16 protein-coding genes and 1 pseudogene are annotated in these 18,028 nt (G+C 52.5%); all 17 read right to left on the bottom strand.

Annotation, left to right across the window (positions count from 1 at the left end; all coding sequences use genetic code 11):
- Window positions 1-20: 20 nt before the first annotated feature.
- Window positions 21-2,243 carry a heavy metal translocating P-type ATPase gene (locus KQX66_RS17225; RefSeq protein WP_216794039.1) on the bottom strand — a complete coding sequence of 741 codons (2,223 nt, stop codon included), beginning with the start codon at window positions 2,241-2,243 and terminating at the stop codon, window positions 21-23.
- Window positions 2,244-2,387: 144 nt separating this feature from the next.
- Window positions 2,388-3,035, bottom strand: coding sequence for a DUF1266 domain-containing protein (locus KQX66_RS17220; protein WP_216794038.1), 648 nt, complete (start codon window positions 3,033-3,035; stop codon window positions 2,388-2,390).
- Between the two features lie 46 nt (window positions 3,036-3,081).
- Window positions 3,082-4,416: a J domain-containing protein gene (locus KQX66_RS17215; RefSeq protein ID WP_216794037.1), complete on the bottom strand. Its 1,335-nt coding sequence runs from the start codon at window positions 4,414-4,416 to the stop codon at window positions 3,082-3,084.
- A gap of 36 nt (window positions 4,417-4,452) precedes the next feature.
- Window positions 4,453-5,094 carry a DUF1266 domain-containing protein gene (locus tag KQX66_RS17210; RefSeq protein WP_216794036.1) on the bottom strand — a complete coding sequence of 214 codons (642 nt, stop codon included), beginning with the start codon at window positions 5,092-5,094 and terminating at the stop codon, window positions 4,453-4,455.
- A 22-nt stretch (window positions 5,095-5,116) separates the two neighbouring features.
- Window positions 5,117-7,072: a J domain-containing protein gene (locus tag KQX66_RS17205; RefSeq protein ID WP_216794035.1), complete on the bottom strand. Its 1,956-nt coding sequence runs from the start codon at window positions 7,070-7,072 to the stop codon at window positions 5,117-5,119.
- Window positions 7,072-8,772, bottom strand: a complete 1,701-nt coding sequence (locus KQX66_RS17200) for a molecular chaperone HscC (RefSeq protein ID WP_216794034.1) — start codon at window positions 8,770-8,772, stop codon at window positions 7,072-7,074. Before KQX66_RS17200 ends, KQX66_RS17205 begins: the two co-directional genes overlap by 1 nt.
- A gap of 187 nt (window positions 8,773-8,959) precedes the next feature.
- Window positions 8,960-9,409, bottom strand: coding sequence for a nickel-responsive transcriptional regulator NikR (gene nikR, locus KQX66_RS17195; RefSeq protein WP_216794033.1), 450 nt, complete (start codon window positions 9,407-9,409; stop codon window positions 8,960-8,962).
- A gap of 163 nt (window positions 9,410-9,572) precedes the next feature.
- A complete protein-coding gene (locus KQX66_RS17190; RefSeq protein ID WP_216794032.1) occupies window positions 9,573-9,725 on the bottom strand; it encodes a hypothetical protein in 153 nt (50 codons plus the stop codon).
- Between the two features lie 102 nt (window positions 9,726-9,827).
- A complete protein-coding gene (locus KQX66_RS17185; RefSeq protein ID WP_216794031.1) occupies window positions 9,828-11,177 on the bottom strand; it encodes a cytochrome P450 in 1,350 nt (449 codons plus the stop codon).
- A gap of 144 nt (window positions 11,178-11,321) precedes the next feature.
- Window positions 11,322-11,765 carry a YlbF/YmcA family competence regulator gene (locus KQX66_RS17180; protein ID WP_063178572.1) on the bottom strand — a complete coding sequence of 148 codons (444 nt, stop codon included), beginning with the start codon at window positions 11,763-11,765 and terminating at the stop codon, window positions 11,322-11,324.
- 28 nt (window positions 11,766-11,793) lie between these two features.
- Window positions 11,794-13,269: a tRNA (N6-isopentenyl adenosine(37)-C2)-methylthiotransferase MiaB gene (gene miaB, locus KQX66_RS17175; RefSeq protein ID WP_216794030.1), complete on the bottom strand. Its 1,476-nt coding sequence runs from the start codon at window positions 13,267-13,269 to the stop codon at window positions 11,794-11,796.
- Window positions 13,270-13,542: 273 nt separating this feature from the next.
- The gene (gene pduL, locus KQX66_RS17170) at window positions 13,543-14,112 is read right to left on the bottom strand and encodes a phosphate propanoyltransferase (RefSeq protein WP_216794029.1); all 570 of its coding nucleotides are present in this window, start codon (window positions 14,110-14,112) and stop codon (window positions 13,543-13,545) included.
- Window positions 14,113-14,226: 114 nt separating this feature from the next.
- On the bottom strand, window positions 14,227-15,093 hold the full coding sequence (locus KQX66_RS17165) for a 2-oxoacid:ferredoxin oxidoreductase subunit beta (RefSeq protein WP_010491176.1): 867 nt from the start codon (window positions 15,091-15,093) through the stop codon (window positions 14,227-14,229).
- Entirely contained in the window at window positions 15,081-16,832 is a 1,752-nt protein-coding gene (locus tag KQX66_RS17160) for a 2-oxoacid:acceptor oxidoreductase subunit alpha (RefSeq protein WP_216794028.1), read from the bottom strand. The genes KQX66_RS17165 and KQX66_RS17160 overlap by 13 nt, the downstream gene beginning before the upstream one ends.
- A gap of 218 nt (window positions 16,833-17,050) precedes the next feature.
- A pseudogene (locus tag KQX66_RS37435) lies at window positions 17,051-17,371 on the bottom strand (membrane dipeptidase).
- 116 nt (window positions 17,372-17,487) lie between these two features.
- Window positions 17,488-17,613, bottom strand: coding sequence for a hypothetical protein (locus tag KQX66_RS37805; RefSeq protein ID WP_284439820.1), 126 nt, complete (start codon window positions 17,611-17,613; stop codon window positions 17,488-17,490).
- A gap of 115 nt (window positions 17,614-17,728) precedes the next feature.
- Window positions 17,729-17,989, bottom strand: a complete 261-nt coding sequence (locus KQX66_RS17150; RefSeq protein WP_006286829.1) for a stage V sporulation protein S — start codon at window positions 17,987-17,989, stop codon at window positions 17,729-17,731.
- Window positions 17,990-18,028 lie beyond the last annotated feature (39 nt).

Raw genomic sequence — 18,028 nt, 5'->3', positions numbered from 1 at the left:
CTCTTCCCCGCCTTTTTCAATTACACCCGTTTCAGCCGAAGTGCGTTAATAACGACCGTCAAAGAGCTTAATGCCATTGCCGTGCAGGCCATCCATGGCGCCAGATGACCGCTTAAGGCCGCAGGAATCGCCAAAGCGTTATAACAGAAAGAAAGTGCCATATTTTGGTAAATATTGACCATCGTTTTTCGGCTGATCCTTATAGCGTCGGCCATGGCTTTCAAATCGCTTTTTAACAAGTGCACATCAGCGGCTGCCTTGGCCACATCCGTTCCGTTACCGACGGCTACGCCGATATCTGCGGCCGCGAGCGCCGGCGCGTCGTTTACACCGTCACCGACCATGGTTACCTGCTTCCCTTGGCTCTGTAGCCGTCGGACGAGCCCAAGCTTTTGGTCCGGAAGCATATCCGCATAATACCGAACATTCCCAAGCCGCTCCGCAACCGCTTTAGCCGCCGCATCATGATCTCCGGTTACCAGCCGGATGTCCATTCCCTGCTTTTTGAGCTGCCGCAGCGCCGATGCCGCTGTCGGCCGAAGCGTATCGGCGAGAGCGACGACCCCGGCCGGACGGCCGTCCACCGCCACATAGATCAGCTGTTTCCCTTGGCTGCGCAGCGGACCGGCAACCTTTTCCGTTTCCGCAAAAGGGATGCCCTGCTCCTGCAGCCAACGCCGTGTCCCTGCGACAATCCCGCGTCCGTGCACCTCTGCCCGAACCCCGCAGCCAGGAACGGCCATGAAGCTGCCGCACTCGGGCACCCGCAATCCCCGCCTCTCGGCCTCCTCGACAACCGCACGCGAGAGCGGATGCTCGGAGAGCTGCTCCGCGCCCGCGAGCTTGCTCAGCAGTGTGGCCTGCGTTTCGCCCTCTGCGGCAATTACATCGGTCACCTTGGGCGTCCCGAGCGTCACCGTCCCCGTTTTATCGAACAGAAGAATATCCGTTTGATGAAGCCGCTCCAGTGCAGCCCCTCCCTTGTAAACGATCCCCTTCTGAGCCGCTCGGCCCGATGCGACGAGAATGGATACCGGCGTCGCCAGTCCCAAGGCGCATGGACAAGCAATCAGCAGCACGGCAATGGCCTTCTCCAAAGCCCCGCCCGCAGCACCCGGCTCGCCTAATCCGTACCAGTACAAAAAGGTGCACACGGCCGTAACGGCAATGACCGGAACAAACACAGCGGCAATGTTGTCGGCAACGCGCTGAATCGGCGCTTTCCCATTCTGTGCTTCTTCCACCATCCGAATCATCCGGGCTACTGTGCTTTGACCGCCGGTTCGCAGGACGCGGATTTCCAGCACGCCGGAACCGTTCAAGGTTCCGCCGATGACGCGGTCTCCTTTTCGTTTGTTCACAGGCATGCTTTCCCCGGTGATTAGCGATTCGTCCACCGCGGATATTCCCTGCTCGACGATACCGTCGAGAGGCACCCGCTCGCCGGGACGAACGCGGAGCAGGTCGCCTTCTTTCAGCGTGCTTACCGGGAGCCGGCGTTCGCCGTCCGGAGTCAGCATGCAGGCCGTATCCGTCTGCATCGCATGAAGCTGGGAGAGGCTATCCGCCGTGCGCTTCCGGGCGGACGCTTCGATCCACCGGCCAAGCCATACGATCGTAATAATCATGGCGCTCGTATCGAAATAGTACGGGCTATGGTGCCCGCTCCCCATCATGGCTTGCCCAGGATGAAACAACAAATAATGACTATAAAAAAAGGCGGTTGAAGTGCCCAGAACTATCAGCACATCCATATTCGCGCTTGCGTTTTTCAAAGCTTCGTAGGCCCGGATATAAAAAGGGAGACCGAAAACGAACTGCACCGGAACGGCTAGCGCAAGCTGAAACCAGGGGTTCGCCAATAGCCCGGGTACCCAGGACGAGGATGAAACAACATGATGCGGGACCATCGCCCAGAAGAAAGGCAGCGTAAAAGCAAGCGAAAGCAGGAACATTGCCCGGCTGCGACGAATTTCTTCACCGCTTTCGGCGGCTGACTTCCTATTGTCCGAATTCAGCAGGCGGACGCCAAATCCGAGCTGCGCGATTCGCGCTTCGATTTGCTCTGCCCGGACCCGCTTCGCATCCAGCAAGACGACCGCCCGCTCCAAAGCAATATTGACGCTGACCTCCGCCACGCCTTCCAGTTTGCCGACCGCCTTCTCGATACGCCCGGCGCAAGCCGCGCACGTCATACCGGTAACATGCAGCGTAATCCGGCTCAAATCCGTTTGTCCGCTCATTCGCGTCTCACTCCATTCCGATCGAGGCTCCAGCAGCCGGTCATCGTTAATCTATATGGACGAGCGGCGGTTTTCATGACAAAGAAACGCGGCCGCCCCCTGTGAAAAGAAACGGAGAGCAGCCGCGCTGAATCGTTTTTGAGCCTACCTCAAGTTGACCTGCCTCAAAGGACTTTCCGGTGCCGTAAGCAGCTTCATGAAAAAATCCTTGTATTTTTTCACATGGTCTAAGGAAGGAGAAGCTTGATGAAAGTCGGCGCCTGCCGCAAAACCAATGATATAGTCCTTCCAGCTGGCATAAGCGATACGAGCGTGTCTGACACACATAGCGACGATTCTCCATTGGTCTTCTTCGGACAAATAACCGCGACGATAGCCGGCGCAGCACAAATAGACGCACCAAGAATAATCGAATGCCGCAATCCCCTTCACGGGCAGACGCGATAAATAATAGGCGGCGACGTGCAGCCTGCCCGTATGAACCTCACCCGTCGGAAGCGACTGCAAATAGCCGCTTCGTTCCGTGTCGGCAAGACCCGATAGCAGCATTTGGCAAGCTTCGAACTCTTTCCGCACCCCGGTTTCGAACAGCCACTGAAGCTCGGCTTTCAATGCGGCGGAATCTTCAATTTCCCATAACTCTAACGCGCTTTGAAGACGCCGCTTGTTTTCGAACACCGCCTGCATATTTTTGGCCAGCGAGAAAGCCATCTGTCCTTTCATGCACAAGGAAGACATGGCGTGGCCATACAGCGCCAATTGAGCGCGAACCTCGGGATCGTAGTAATCCATGACGAAGCAAACGGACCTCCTTTCTTATTTCTTTAATGGGAAAATTCTAACGAAACAACATCCGAATTAAGTTTAAGAAGAACCAGCCCAATACCAATATAAGAGTCAAGTTTTTTATGGAAAAAAACGCCGATTTATTTGCCCTAGCGTGCTCTTCCGGAAGGCGTGAACCCGTACGCTCCGTATCCTGAGCCGGCAATTGATCGACCGATGCCGCCGAAGACGCTGTCAAGCTCGTTGGTCCAGTCTCCGGATGGCCGCCTTCGGCGAGACATACAAGCGCTTCGATGTCGTCAGGTTGCAGCTCCAGCAGACGAAGGTACGTGTCGTGTGCAGATGCCGGGTCTCCCAGCTTTGTATAGCATTTTGCCGCAAGAGACAACGCGCCGGGATGACCCGGATTAAGCGATAGAAAGTATGTCACATCTTGAATCGCCTCGGTCAGCCGGTTGCTTTTAACATAAATTCGGGCACGATACCAATACAGCTCCGGATCGTCGGGAGTCAAAGCTATCCAGCGGTCGATGGCAGCCAGTGCACGGCTCAAGGTGCCAAGCCGGAGAAAATATTCCGCTTGCAGCCGCAGCAGGTCCGGATCGTCGGGAAACAGCTCATAAGCCCGGTTCAGCATCTCTTCCGCTTGCTCCATGTGATGATGCTTCAAGGCCAGCAGCGCGCCCAGCCGATACGCCAGAAAAGCCTCGCAATCGATGTCGCCCGCATTGGCAAGGAAAGTAAAGCGCAAGCTCGTGGCGTAATAAGGTTCGGCAACCGCATGAAGAAACACATTTGGAAACTGCCTGGAAAACGATTCACGATCGTCCTGCGCCCTTTCTTTCCAGCAGAAGCTGCTTTCGAGCAGCTGCCAGACGTCCCTCGGCAAATAGGGGTGCCGTTCCAAAAACACGGTCATTCGTTTGTAGACCTCGCGTTGAAGCTTCACATCCCACATAATATCGTCATTGAGCAGCTTCAGCCACGAGTCGATGTTGATCCTTTGCGCGACGTCGCGGTATACGACGGTTACTTTTTCCATGAACTCGCTTAACCGTTGTTCGGCGGTTCGTATCATAGGGGCCGGGTCCGCGAACAGCATCCGGGAAGGGGCGACAACCAGATTGGCATCCCCCTCTTGCTCATCTTGCCCGGTATCGCTTTGTCCGCTCTCTGCTCTCTTGACGGCAGCCTCCTCCGTCAAATCATGACTTGAATCGAGCGTAAGTTTTCGTTTTGCCGCGCGAACCGCTTGATCGTAAGCCTCCCGAAGCCGCTGATAGCCTTCCGGATCGTCCTCGGGATGGTGCTGCTTTAATTTTCGCGCATAAGCCTTTTTGATGACGGATAGTTCATTCGTCGGTTCGATATCTAGAATGTTCCACATTTGTATAAGACTTCACACTCCCTTTCCGACCAAGGGCTAGCCCAAGGTGGTCCTTCGAAAGGAATCGTTACGCGAAAATAGCAGCTTCGTCAGCAATACGCTGTTTTCGCTTACATAATCTCCATTCAAGAGATGGGATGTAAAGACGGCGCCCACATGAAAGCTAAATAGGTAGTCCTTCCAACTGGAAAAATCGCCCTTGACCCTCGGGATGACCTTTTCGATATAAGCCCACTTCTCCTGTTCCGTTAAATAACCCAGCTTCCGTCCGGCACAGGCTCTGTATACCGCCATGGAATAATCGTGCGCCGCTATGCCGACGGTTGGCATGCGCCACAAATATTGCGTGACAACGGACAGCCTATGTTTGCGTGTAGGATCGTCGGTATTTTGTCCGATCGAAAAAGCTCGTTCGGCCTCCGAAACGGATGATAGCCTACTGTACAGCTCCGCAAATTCCTTTCTGGCTCCTTCCGCTATCGTCCACTCTATATTTCGTTTGAGGTCCTCTGCATTTTCGAGGTTCCAAAACCTGAGCAGCCCCCGTAAAATGCTTCGCCGCTCGAAGATCATCTCGGGATTGTGCAAAAAATATTCACCGAATTTCCCGACGATACATAACGAAGTCATCGCCTCAACGTAATCATTCAAGGCCTTTTGCGCCGCTGTATCGGTCATACGCATGTTCTCTCCCCACTTATCAGTTATACCCGAAGAGCTTGCTAACTCTCCGCAGCTCCCGCAGCACCGAAATATAAAACAACCCTAAGATGAACAGATAAAAATAAATCCGCAATGGCAGGCTTGGGAGAGCCTTCTTGCTCGGCTTTGTCGTAGCGTCGATATATTTGTCGGACAGAGGAAGCGGCTTCGAAATCCCACTATTCGAGCTTCGGTTTTTCCAATTCTCGATTTCCGTTTTTAGCTCGTCAGGCATGGAACGAACGGTTCCTTCCAGTTCTATCCTTTGAAAATCATAGATTTCTTTGACCTGCTTGTAATTACCGACGACAAGGATCGCTTTTCCATCGAGATAACCCATACTGAGATGGCCCGTAATGTTCGATTGAAGTCCCTGCTTCTTGGCCTCATCCAAAGAAAGGTACTTCGTCGTCTCCTTCCCGTTGCCGTCTTTAGCCTTTACTTCTTGAATAGCCATATAAGACGCATCGGTAAGCTCGATCCGCACGGCGGCCTCTTCCGGAGGCATAAGCTCCCATTTGGACGCGGAAGATACGTTCGTGATTTTGAGCGGCCTCACCATTTCGCTCAAATAAGCTAAGGGCGTTTCCCCCGTATGCTTGACAAACGAACTCGCTATCCAAAAATGCAGCGCCACAATGCAAATCAAGCTGAGCCATTTATAGGAAACAAAAAAATAGGCCGCTTTCTTCAATTGCTTAAGCAAAGGCGTTTTTCCCAATTCCCGGTAAAGCTTCCTGATGACGCGTCCGCGGCCTTTTACACGCCGTGCTCTCAGGTCTTTTATGGTCAGCGCATTAATTTCCGCCAAAGCCAAAACCGCATCGATATCGTTCGCATCCAAAGCAAGAATGCGTTGAAACATCTCCTTGGCCTTTTCCAGATCACCCAGTTTTTTGTAACAGGTCCCGGCCAGCGATAGCGCAAGCACGTGATCCGGAAATTGCGCAAGAATGCGCTGCAGGTCTTGAACCGCCTCAGGCAGCTTTCCGTCCTGCATCCAAATACGCGAACGGTATAAATAGCCGTCTATCTGGTCGGGACACAACTGATTCAGACGATTACTCATGGCAAACGTCCTCTCCGACTCTCCGCTGCGCCAGCCGTATTCGGCCTCTAAACGGATCACGTCCGGGTCCGCATCGAAAAGCTCCCTAGCCTTCTGCAGCGAATGATTGGCAGCCGCCAAATCATGATTCTTCAAAGCCAACCAGGCTTCCTCACGATAATGAAGATAGGCTTCATGATCGATCTCCCCCGCACTCAGCAGAAGGGAATACCCCATGTTGGCCGCTTCGTACGACTCCGCAAAAGCATAACGGTATACTTTGGGGTATTGTTCCAGGAAGCTTTCCTTGTCTTCCGCAACCAGCCCACTCCAATGAAACGCGCTGTCCAGAAGCTTCCAAACCTCTTTAGGCAAAAAGTAATGTTCTTCCAAAAAATCAAGCAGCCTGCCGGAAATGCCGCTTTGCAGCTTGATGTTCCATACGACGTCGGAATTCAACAGCTCCGCCCATTGGGCGCTATCGATTCGTGACGGAAAATCGCGGTACAGTCGCTCCACCCGCCCTATAAAATGCTCCGCTTCGCTTTCAGGGTCGTCTCTTCCCTGATCCTGCTCCTTCCAAATGACCATACGGGGAATGCGCTGCGGCCCGTCGTCTTCATCATACAGCTCGTCTTCCTCATGCTCCGCGATGTCTTCCGCTTCGCTTCCGTCTTCCTGCGTAACGTCTAATGTCGCGTAAACTTCCTGCTCTTCGTTCGATCGACTCGTTTGTTTCTGCTGCCGCTTCGCCAGCTTGATCGCCTGGTCATACGCTTCCCTTAGCTGCTGATACCCTGCCGGATCGTCCTCGGGATGATGGATTTTCAGCTTAGCGGCATAAGCTTTCTTAATCGCCGATATCTCATGCGTCGGCTCGATTCCCAGTATTTCCCACACTTGCATTAATAGTCACGCCACCTCTCCAAATGCTCCAGCTGCTTCCGGAGAACCGAGGAAGCTTTTTTGATTTCGTACTCATTTTGAGAGGCGAGAACCCGTTCGAACTGCTCCAGCAAAAACGCAATCTCCGACCGCTTCTCCCCGAGCGCTTCCTCGTACAGCCGTTCGCCCTTGGCAAGCAGCAGCCGGTTCTCCGTCCTTTCGCGGGGATGGATTTTGATGTCTTTCAGTTGGTTCAACCTTTCCTCAATTTCCAGCTCCGACAGCTTGCCCGGATTTTTCTGAATAATCGTCTTCTTTTTCACGCCCGTGCTGACCGTAGTGACTTCGACCTCCAGAATGCCGTTAATATCATACGTAAACCGGACGTCAATGGATTGCTCACCGGCTTTATCGGGAGGCACCTCGACCAGCAGCTCGCCAAGCTTCAAGTTATTTTCCACCCGCCGGCTTTCCCCTTGATAAACGATGACGCGTATGCTTGACTGATTATCGTGAAGCGTCTGGAACGACTCTACTTTACTGACAGGAATCGGCGTGTTCCGCTCGATAATCGGGCAGAAATGGCCGTCGTCAAATTTATCGTTCCCCATCCGCTTCGTCGTTTCAATACCAAGCGTATAAGGACATACGTCCGTTAGAACAACCTCTTTCAACGCTTCGTTTCTTTCCTTCAGCGCAACTTGAATGGCAGCTCCCAAGGCAACAGCTTCATCGGGATTGATTTGCGTAAATGGCAGCCGGCCGAACATTTTGCTGACCACCGATTTGATGATCGGCATACGGGTCGCCCCTCCGATCAAAATAACCGCATCCAGATCGTCCGGGGACAAGGAAGCGTCCCGCAGTGCGCGCTCGATCGGATGACGCAGCCGCAACATAAGCTGCCCGGCAATTTTCTCAAAATCGTTGCGGTTCAAAGTCGTCTCATACGTACGATCTTCCAGCGTGAAGCTCATGTTCCCTTCGTTCTCCGCACCCAAGAGTCTTTTGCATATTTCGGCCTGCTTGAACAGTGCGGATCGGGCTTTAAAATCCAGCTCTTGGAAATCAATCCCATGGGTTTCGATAAAATAAGATACAAGCAGCTGGGTAAAATCCTCTCCGCCCAAGTAATTGTCACCGGCTATCGACTGCACTTCCATCACACTCTCGAAAAACTCCAGGATAGAAACGTCGAACGTGCCGCCGCCCAAATCGAAGACGAGAAACTTGGTATTGTCCTGCTGCTGATGAAGACCGTAGGAGATCGCCGCGGCCGTCGGTTCGCTGATGAGCCGCTCCACCTTCAAGCCAGCGAATTCAGCCGCACGCTTCGTCGCCTTGCGCTGAGTATCGTTGAAATAGGCCGGAACGCTGATCACGGCCTCCGTCACAGGATGCCCGAAAAAAGCCTCTGCGTCTGCCTTAAGCGATTTGATGACGAACGAAGACAGCTCTTCCGGAGAAAAAGTATACGGTCCCAGACGATACGTCTTCTCCGTTCCCATATAGCGCTTGAAGGTAGCTGCCGTAAGATCCGGATGAGTAATTAATCGTTCTTTTGCGATTTGACCGACCAGTATCTCGCCGTTTTCGTCCACACTTACTATCGAAGGGGTCAAACGCTCCCCGAGCACATTCGGAATAATTGCAGGGCCGTCCTCCGTCCAATAAGCGACCAGACTGTTCGTCGTCCCCAGATCAATGCCAATCATCGTCATTCCCGGTTACCTCTTTTCCTTGTGTTGATGGCTTAGAAAAACACCTTTCTTTTCCATACCATTAGTTTATCGGTCGCTCGTTCTCTTTTTTTTAAATCGAAATCGGGGATTTTCAAATTGAAGCTGCTGCCATAAAATCGGCGGCCGCCTCTTTGCGTACAAAGAAACGGCCGCCATTTGAAGTTGGCTAACTATGATGATGCTCCTGTCCGGCCTCCCGCTCGTCCAAATACGTGACGGAAAGCTCGGCGTAAAGCACGCCCTTCTGTACTTGAATCTTGTGCTGCAGCTCCCGAAGCCTGGACAACAAGCCGCGAACGACAATGATTTCGAGACATTGATCGTGATTCAGATGCACATGCATCGTCGAAATAATGTCGTGATGGTAATGATGCTGCAGCTCGATAAGCTGCAAAGGAAGATCGGCCGCATGGTGATCGTATACCATAACGATCGTCCCCGCTACGAGCTGATCGGCTTTCAAGCCCCCGGGCTCCAGCAGCACTTTTCGTACCAGATCCCGGATCGCTTCCGACCGGTTCGTGTAGCCTTGCTCCGCGATATATTGATCGAACTTCTTGATCAGTTCCTCCGGCATAGACACGCCAAACCGGGTCAATACGTCTTTCTCCAACAATCGTTCACCTCAATCCGCACACTCTCCCGATTATTGTAGCACACCCGCCGCCTAAACTGAATTCAGCCGAAAACGAAATACCCCCTCCGCCGGGCAATCGGCGAAAGAGGATCTTCGGTAATAATCGTTTGAAGTTGCGTTTGCATAGGCTTGTCAAACCGCCTCAGGGAGCTGCTTCGGGCACTAGCTCTTTCAGCTCCTCCGTCAGCTGCTGCTTCTCCGCTTCCGACAAAGCGCCGTGTTCGCGAATCTCTTTCAACAGCGCTTCACGCTCTTCCTCATTGCGCGGATCAATCGTAAATTTAACGATATCCAACCTCCGCTCCTCCTTTTCGCCAACATTTCCGGCATCCCAAAGCTTCCCCGAAACCGGTGCAGTCTATCCCGCCCCAGAGCCAATGTCGGTCATAGCCCATTTCTACCTTCTTGCCGTCACGATCATCTGCAAGCCGCCCTTCGGCCGCAGCGTAACAAGCGGTTCAGGCTCTACCGGAGGATGATCGGGCGTCAACCTAAGCGTGTAACGACTGCCGATTGTCGCGAGCAGCAGAGCCGCCTCCATCAGGGCGAAGTTGTTACCAATGCATACCCGCGGGCCACCGCCGAACGGAAAATAGGCAAAAGCCGGAATTTTTTTGAGCAGATCCCCCGCAAAACGTTCGGGCTTGAATCGTTCGGGCTCCTCGAAGTAGTCCGGCCTGCGGTGCATAACATATTGGCTCATCATCAGCGTATCTCCCGGCTTGTACGTATTCCCGCCGATCTCCACCTCCTGCTGCACCTCCCGGTTGATCGCCCACGCCGCCGGGTACAGCCGCATCGACTCCGAGACGACATGCTGCGTATATGGAAGCTTCTCTAAGTCGCTGTAGGTCGGTCTACGGCCTTCTAAGACCCGATCCAGCTCCTCATGAAACGCCTTCTCCGTCTCCGGGTTCCGAGACAGCAAATACCACGTCCAAGAGAGCGTGTTGGCCGTCGTTTCGTGGCCCGCGAGAAAAATCGTCATCACTTCATCCCGCACCTGCCGGTCGCTCATCCCTGAGCCGTCTTCCTCATCTCGGGCCGCGAGAAGCATGGACAGCAGATCGCCGCGGCTCGCGTCCGGATTTTTCCGGCGCTCTTCAATAATTCCGAAGATCACCTTATCCAGCGTCGCTGCCGACTGCTTGAATTCCAGATTGCTCTTCGTCGGCAAGCTTTCCGGAATGTCGATCACGGAAGTCGCTTTATGCGTGACGTATTTCATCCCCACGTCAATCGCATGGCTAATATCGTCCACGCCATTCGTAATGCTTGTCCCAAACATCGTGTGCGTAATAATATCCAGCGTCAGCTGCATCATATCGTCCGTAATGACCCGGGTTTCTCCGGATTTCCAAGACGCCAGCATCTTTTCGCCGTAATCGATCATCGCCTCGGCGTAGCTGCCGATCCGGTCCTTGCGGAACGACGGCTGCATCAAGCGGCGCTGCCGCATATGCTTCTCGCCCTCGCTTGTTAGGATACCTTCGCCTACGACCGCTTTTGCCGTCTGTAAGCCTTTGGCCTTGCGGAAAGCGCCTTGCTTCGTCAGCAGCACCTCTTTAATTTGCTCCGGATCGCTGATCAAATAGACGTGCCGAGATGGCCCGAAGCGAATGTGCACCACGTCTCCGTACTGCTGTTGCGCCTTCACGAGAAACCCTAACGGATCTTTGCGGAATGCAAGCAAGTTGCCGGAAAGGGGCAGGCCTTTCGGACCGGGAATGTTGGCTGTCAATGACATCAAGCTGCGCCTCCTAGTAGTTTTTCTACTATTATCCGGTGATTACCCCCACATTATACCAGCCGAAACCGACAAAAAAACCGGCCTGCCTCCCCATCCGGGGCTGCACGCCGGTCCTCAAGCTAACTATCCATATAATGTTATTTACTCGCTGCAACCCGAACGGGCCACGGCTCCTTGTTCCACCGTAATCGTATCGGAGATGGTATCGCGAATAACGCTCATGACGAGCTGAAGCAAGTAATTGATATCTTCCTGCGACTGCTTGAATTGGCTGACAATCGGGATCGAATCGAGCTGATCCTGCAGCTCGTCGATTTCCTTCTCGATTTTTTCAACCATTTTCTTATTCTCGAACGACTCGAAAGCGACGATTTCTTTCTGCTTCTTTTTGATCGCGCTAATCAATGTCTGAATGTGATCGTTTCCGGCAATTTGCTGCTCCGCCTGTTGGAAAAACTGCACCTCGTTCGAGGTAGCCAGCAACCCTGCCAGTTCCTTGGCTTTATCTAAAATGTCTTCGCGCACGATCATTTCCGTATTCGTATACAGCTCCATGCCGCAATTCGTAAATTTTTGCTCTGCCATTAGGATTCGTCACGCCCCTGCATTCGATTTATTGAGCCACGGCTTCTCCGACCAATTCGCCTTTGATGTAGAATGTCGGGGTTTCCGTTATTTTCACTTGGACAAACCGGCCTACCAATTCCTTCGGCCCTTCGAAATGAACGAGCTTGTTCGTGCGACTGCGGCCGGCCAATACAGCGGCATTGTTCTTGCTTTCGCCCTCGACCAGCACTTCCAGCGTCTGTCCTTTTAACCGTTCATTGCTCTGCTTGGCGTAGACGTTAAGCACGTCGTTCAAACGAATGAGGCGGTCCCGCTTCACCTCATAAGGCACGTTATCCTCCATGCCCGCTGCCGGCGTACCTTCCCGCGGGGAGTAGATGAACGTAAAGGCGCTGTCGTAGCCGACTTCCTGCACGAGCGAGATCGTTTCCTCGAACTGCTCGTCGGTTTCGCCCGGAAAACCTACGATGATATCCGTTGTCAGCACGACATCCGGAATCGCCTTTTTGATTTTAACAACCAGCTCCAGGTAATGCTCGCGCGTATATTTGCGGCTCATCCGCTTCAAAATCTCGTTACTGCCGGACTGCACAGGCAGATGGATATGTTCCATCAGGTTGCCTTTTTTGGCCAGCACCTCGATCAATCGGTCGTCAAAATCGCGCGGGTGCGACGTCGTGAAGCGAACACGCGGAATGTCGATCTTGCGCACTTCGTCCATCAAATCGCCGAGCCCGTACTTCATATCGTCGAAATCTTTGCCGTAGGCGTTTACGTTCTGGCCAAGCAGCATGATTTCCTTGAAGCCCTGACGCGCCAAATCCCGTACTTCGGCAATGACGTCCTGCGGAAGACGGCTGCGCTCCTTGCCCCGCGTATACGGCACGATACAGTACGTGCAGAACTTGTCACAGCCGTACATGATGTTGACCCATGCTTTGATGCCTTCGCGCTTCTTCGGCAAGTTTTCGATGATGTCGCCTTCCTTGGACCATACCTCGATCACCATTTCCTTGCTGAACATCGCTTCCTTCAACAGGAACGGAAGACGGTGGATGTTATGCGTGCCGAAGATCAGATCAACGAACGGATGCTTCTTCAAAATCCGGTTCACGACCGATTCTTCCTGCGACATACAGCCGCATACGCCCAGGATGAGCGACGGCTTCTCGATCTTCAGATGCTTGAGATGGCCAAGCTCGCCGAACACTTTATCTTCCGCATTTTCCCGTACGGCACAGGTGTTGAGCAGGATGATGTCCGCTTGTTTGCGATCATCGGTGGACCGGTAGCCCATCTGCTCAAGCAGCCCTTTGATCGTCTCGGTGTCGTGCTCGTTCATTTGACAGCCGTACGTTTGAATCAAGTAATACTTGTCCTTGCCGATCTCGCGCATCTCTTCCGGGATGTCGAAATCGTAGTGCACTTGAATGTCTTCTTTCCCCCGCTTCTTCGCATCGTTGAGAGACGGCGGCTGGAAATATATCGAGTAATCTTTCTCGGATTTATTTTTTGTCGTCATGAAATGAATTCCTCCTGAAGCTTGCAGTATGCTGCAAAGATCATACCTTTCATTATATCATGCTTGCAGCCTGCATTTCAAAGAAATTCATGAGTGAGTAGTAGTCCGGTGAATAAAAGCCCGCTACGTGAGCGGCATCATTCTTCCGATCGCTCTTGTCCCCGTATTCTTGAATCTAATAACCCACTTAGTGGTTAGAATCCGGAGACAAAGGCGAACGCTACCGCTTCTCCAGAACGATTCCGCTCCTCCGCTTTTTATTCACCGGCCTTTTTAGGCTAAAATAACGCCGATATCGCCGGTTTTAATTCCGGCTGCATTCGCCTCGTCCGTATCGATATGCATGTCCAGCGCGAATTGGTCGGATACCCGAGCAATCACGTGCTCGAACGTTACGCCGCGCTCTCCTTCGACGCGCACCGTAAGCTCCTGTTTATCCGCAATGCCCCACTTGGCCGCATCGTCCGTATGAAAATGGATATGGCGCGCCGCCACGATGACGCCCTCCTCCAGCTCCACTTCGCCGGCCGGTCCGATGACCTTAATGCCGGGTGTTCCCGCCGTATGGCCAGATTCGCGAACAGGCGGATTCACCCCGAGAGCGAACGCATCGGTACGGGATACTTCAAGCTGCGACTTGCTGCGGGCCGGTCCCAAAATGCGAACCTTGTCAAAACGGCCTTTCGGTCCGACGACCGCAACCGTTTCCTCGGCGGCGTACTGCCCCGGCTGCGACAGTGCCTTCATCTCCTTTAATTCATACCCTGCGCCAAAAAGCAAAGCGATATGTTCTTTCGACAAATGAATATGTCTGGCGGAAACGCCGATCGGTACTTGTTTCATGTCCGTGTGCCCCTCTCTTATGCAAAAGATTCCATGAAGCTCAAGTCTATTATACCCGCACGACATAAAAAAAGCATACGGCCCAAGGCCGCATGCTTATGAAAATTCGAAAAATTATTTGAATTCCGCCACCAATTTTTCAAACTCTTGCTCGGTGATTTGAATATTTTGCTTCGCGAGACCTTCCGGCTTGAAGCCAGCAACCATATCCTCGTAGCTTTTTCTGCTCTTGTCTTGATAGATAAGTCCTGTCACGAGGCTGTTGGTTTCCATGATTTTGGTCATGGCTGCCACACGGTTGGAAGCGTCGTAGTCCGGCGTTTCTTCCAGATCGACGATATGCTCTTTAAACCACTCGTACGTGTTCACTTTATTGAACGTTACGCACGGGCTGAACACGTTGATGAAGGAGAAGCCTTCATGCTTCATGCCTTCTTCAATCAAGGAAGTCAGCTGTTTCAAGTTACTGGAGAACGATTGACCGATAAACGTTGCTCCTGCAGCCAATGCTACTTCAAGCGGAGACAGCGCGGACTCGATGGAGCCGGACGGCGTCGATTTCGTCTTGAAGCCCTCGGCGCTGCGGGGAGACGTTTGGCCTTTGGTCAAACCGTAGATTTGGTTATCCATAACGATATAGGTAATGTTGATGTTCCGGCGGATCGCATGAACCGTATGACCCATCCCGATCGCAAAGCCGTCGCCGTCGCCGCCTGCAGCGATGACGGTCAGCTCGCGGTTAGCCATTTTGAGACCTTGCGCGATTGGCAACGAACGTCCGTGAACACCGTGGAAGCCGTAAGCGTTGATGTAACCGGAAATCCGGCCGGAACAGCCGATCCCCGAGACAACCGCAAGCTGTTCCGGTTCCAGACCGACATTGGCAGCCGCTCTTTGGATAGCCGCTTGCACGGAGAAGTCGCCGCAACCTGGGCACCAGTTCGGTTTGATATTGTTACGGAAATCTTTTAACGTTGCCATACAAGGTTCAACTCCTGACAGTATTTAGTGATTTTGGCAGGCAAGAACGGATTACCGTCATATTTCAACATGCTCTTAATTTTATCGGCGTAGCCAACGTTCAGCTTAATCAAGGAAGCGAGCTGACCGGTAGCATTGTTTTCAAGAACAACGACCGTTTTCGCTTTTTCCAGGTACGGCTTGATCTCTTCCACCGGGAACGGATGCAGCAAACGAACGGTAATGTGGTTCGTTTTCAACCCTTTGTCAGCCAGACGGCGTCTTGCTTCGTCGATCGTGCCGCCTGTGGAGCCCATACCGATAATGAGCAGATCTGGCTCTTCATGAGGAGCGTCGACCAGAATCGGGTTCGTTACTTTCACTTGCTTCATTTTGCCCAAACGTTTGTCCATCATTTTCTTACGGTTAACCGGGCTTTCCGACGGACGTCCGTCTTCGGCGTGCTCAACCCCGGTTACATGGTGGATGCCGTATTTTTGACCCGGTACCGAACGCTTGGAAACGCCGTTCTCGGTGAATTCGTAGCGTTTGAACATTTGGTTCTCGCCCAGAGCAGGCAGTTCGCCGGTTTGCAGCTCGCCGCGTTTGATCTGGATTTTATTGTAATCGAGCAATTCGCTTGTTTGTTTACCCAAGGAAAGCTGCAGGTCCGTCAGCAAAATAACCGGAACCTGATATTCTTCCGCCAAGTTGAACGCTTCGATCGAATCGTAGAAGCACTCTTCGATCGTCGAAGGCGACAGAACGATTTTCGGAATTTCGCCGTGCGTCCCGTGAATCATGGCAAGCACGTCGGATTGCTCCTGCTTCGTCGGAAGTCCCGTACTTGGACCGCCGCGCTGCGTATCGACGATAACGACAGGCGTTTCCGTCATACCGGCCAAGCCGATCGCTTCCATCATCAAGGAAAGACCAGGGCCAGCAGAAGCCGTCAGGGCGCGAACGCCGCCGTAATTGGCCCCAATGGCCATCGTACATGCTGCGATCTCGTCTTCGGTTTGGATTACCGTTCCGCCGAATTTCGGCAGCGTCTTGATCAGATATTCCATAATTTCGGAAGCCGGCGTGATCGGGTAGGCAGGCATGAAGCGGCAGCCTGCGGCGACTGCGCCAAGAGCGATAGCGTCGTTGCCGATCATGAACAGCTTTTGCTTGCCGTCGGCAGGCTCCAGCTGGAATTCCGGCAGCGGACCGCCCGTCAATTCGAGAACGAACTCGGCCGCTTTGCGAACCGCTTCCACGTTTTTCTCCACCACGGCAGCGCCTTTGCGGCCGAACTCTTCTTCTACTGCTTTATTAAACACTTCAAGCGGCAAACCAAGCAAAGCCCAAGATGCGCCGGAAGCAGCCATATTCTTAAACAAGGAAGTACCAAGCTCTTCCGCAATCGCCGTAATCGGCACCGGGAACAGTCTTGCTTTAACGCCTTCCGGAACGACCGGATTAACCTTTGCGTCGGCGATGATTACGCCGTTCTCGCGCAGCTCGTGCGCATTCACATCAATCGTTTCTTGGTCAAAGGCCACGAGAATGTCCAAATCGTCGGAAATGGAGCGAATCGGTTTCGTACTGATTCTGATTTTATTGTTTGTGTGGCCGCCTTTGATCCGCGAGGAAAAATGGCGGTACCCGTACAAGTAGTACCCCAGTCTGGTCAATGCCGTGGAAAAGATTTTGTCGGTACTTTCCACGCCTTCCCCCTGTTGTCCTCCGACCTTCCAAGATAATTGGCTAATCAACGTTGTCCACTCCTTTTAAATTCGCTGACATGCAGCTAAACCATGAACTGTAAAGATTTTATAAAAAAAATCTTTCAGTTGTCTCATCAAATTTTATGACTAATACACGTAAAAAGCAAGGGTTTTCGACAAAATGCATAGATAGCTATTTTAGATCAAATCCATATCGATTAGAGAATAATTTAGTTGTCTTATATCTACAAATCAGATGTTAATTTTTAATGAACGGGCAAGTGACGACGCAAGAACGTAAACCAGTTGCGGTACATGAACCCTTCACCAGAACACAAGCTGACCGCCGCCAAGTCCAAGAACGCAGCCTCGGACAAATGGGATGCATCCAATAGCATACCCAAATCGTCACAGTCTTTAATAAACGTTTTGCCGCGCCGCGTAAATCCGCCCTGCCTTGGCTCAAGCACCCCATCCTCCGCTCAATTGGCGTAATTCCATGTCGTCCCGATCATTCGGATACCCAGATGGTATAACGTCCGAAGATATAAGGGATTTCCCTGCAGCGCATCCGCGCCTTCAAGCATCAGCATCGCGGGTCCCGCATCACTTTCTGATAAAAAATATTTATATATTCCAAGTAATGGTCAAATTGCGGCCGAGTTATACGTTCAGGCAAATAAATCGCAAAAAATTGCAGCTTTTAGCCCCCTTGAGCCATTTTCGCATAAGAGACGTCCAAACCGCTTACATGAGAATCGACAAAATCAATGACCGGGTTCTCAACCATCTTGAGCAAAGCATCACAGTGCCCGTCGATCCCATTCATTGGCTCTCCCCCCTCGGGAGCAGGCTTGACTGGCCAAAATGAAATAAAACCAAAAAAAACCTGTCTACAGAAGTAAACAGGTGCTTTGGTCGTTCGGTTATAAGATGCAAAGCCATTATCTTGGTTCTACAATCAGCTTAATGGCTGTCCGGTCTTCGCCGTCGATGACAATATCGGTAAATGCTGGTATGCAGATCAAATCAACCCCGCTGGGAGCCACAAATCCTCGCGCGATGGCTACGGCTTTGATCGCTTGGTTGAGGGCCCCTGCCCCGATGGCCTGGAGCTCAGCAGCCCCGCGTTCACGCAATACTCCAGCCAACGCGCCTGCGACGGAATTTGGGTTGGATTTTGCTGACACTTTTAATACTTCCATGAAAAGTACCTCCTCGGGAATGATGATTGCTTCCAGTAC

The sequence above is a fragment of the Paenibacillus oleatilyticus genome (assembly GCF_018998565.1).
Taxonomy (GTDB): Bacteria; Bacillota; Bacilli; order Paenibacillales; family NBRC-103111; genus Paenibacillus_G; species Paenibacillus_G oleatilyticus.
The sequence above is the reverse complement of the archived record's forward strand: the minus strand, read 5'-3'. Positions and strand labels throughout refer to the sequence as shown.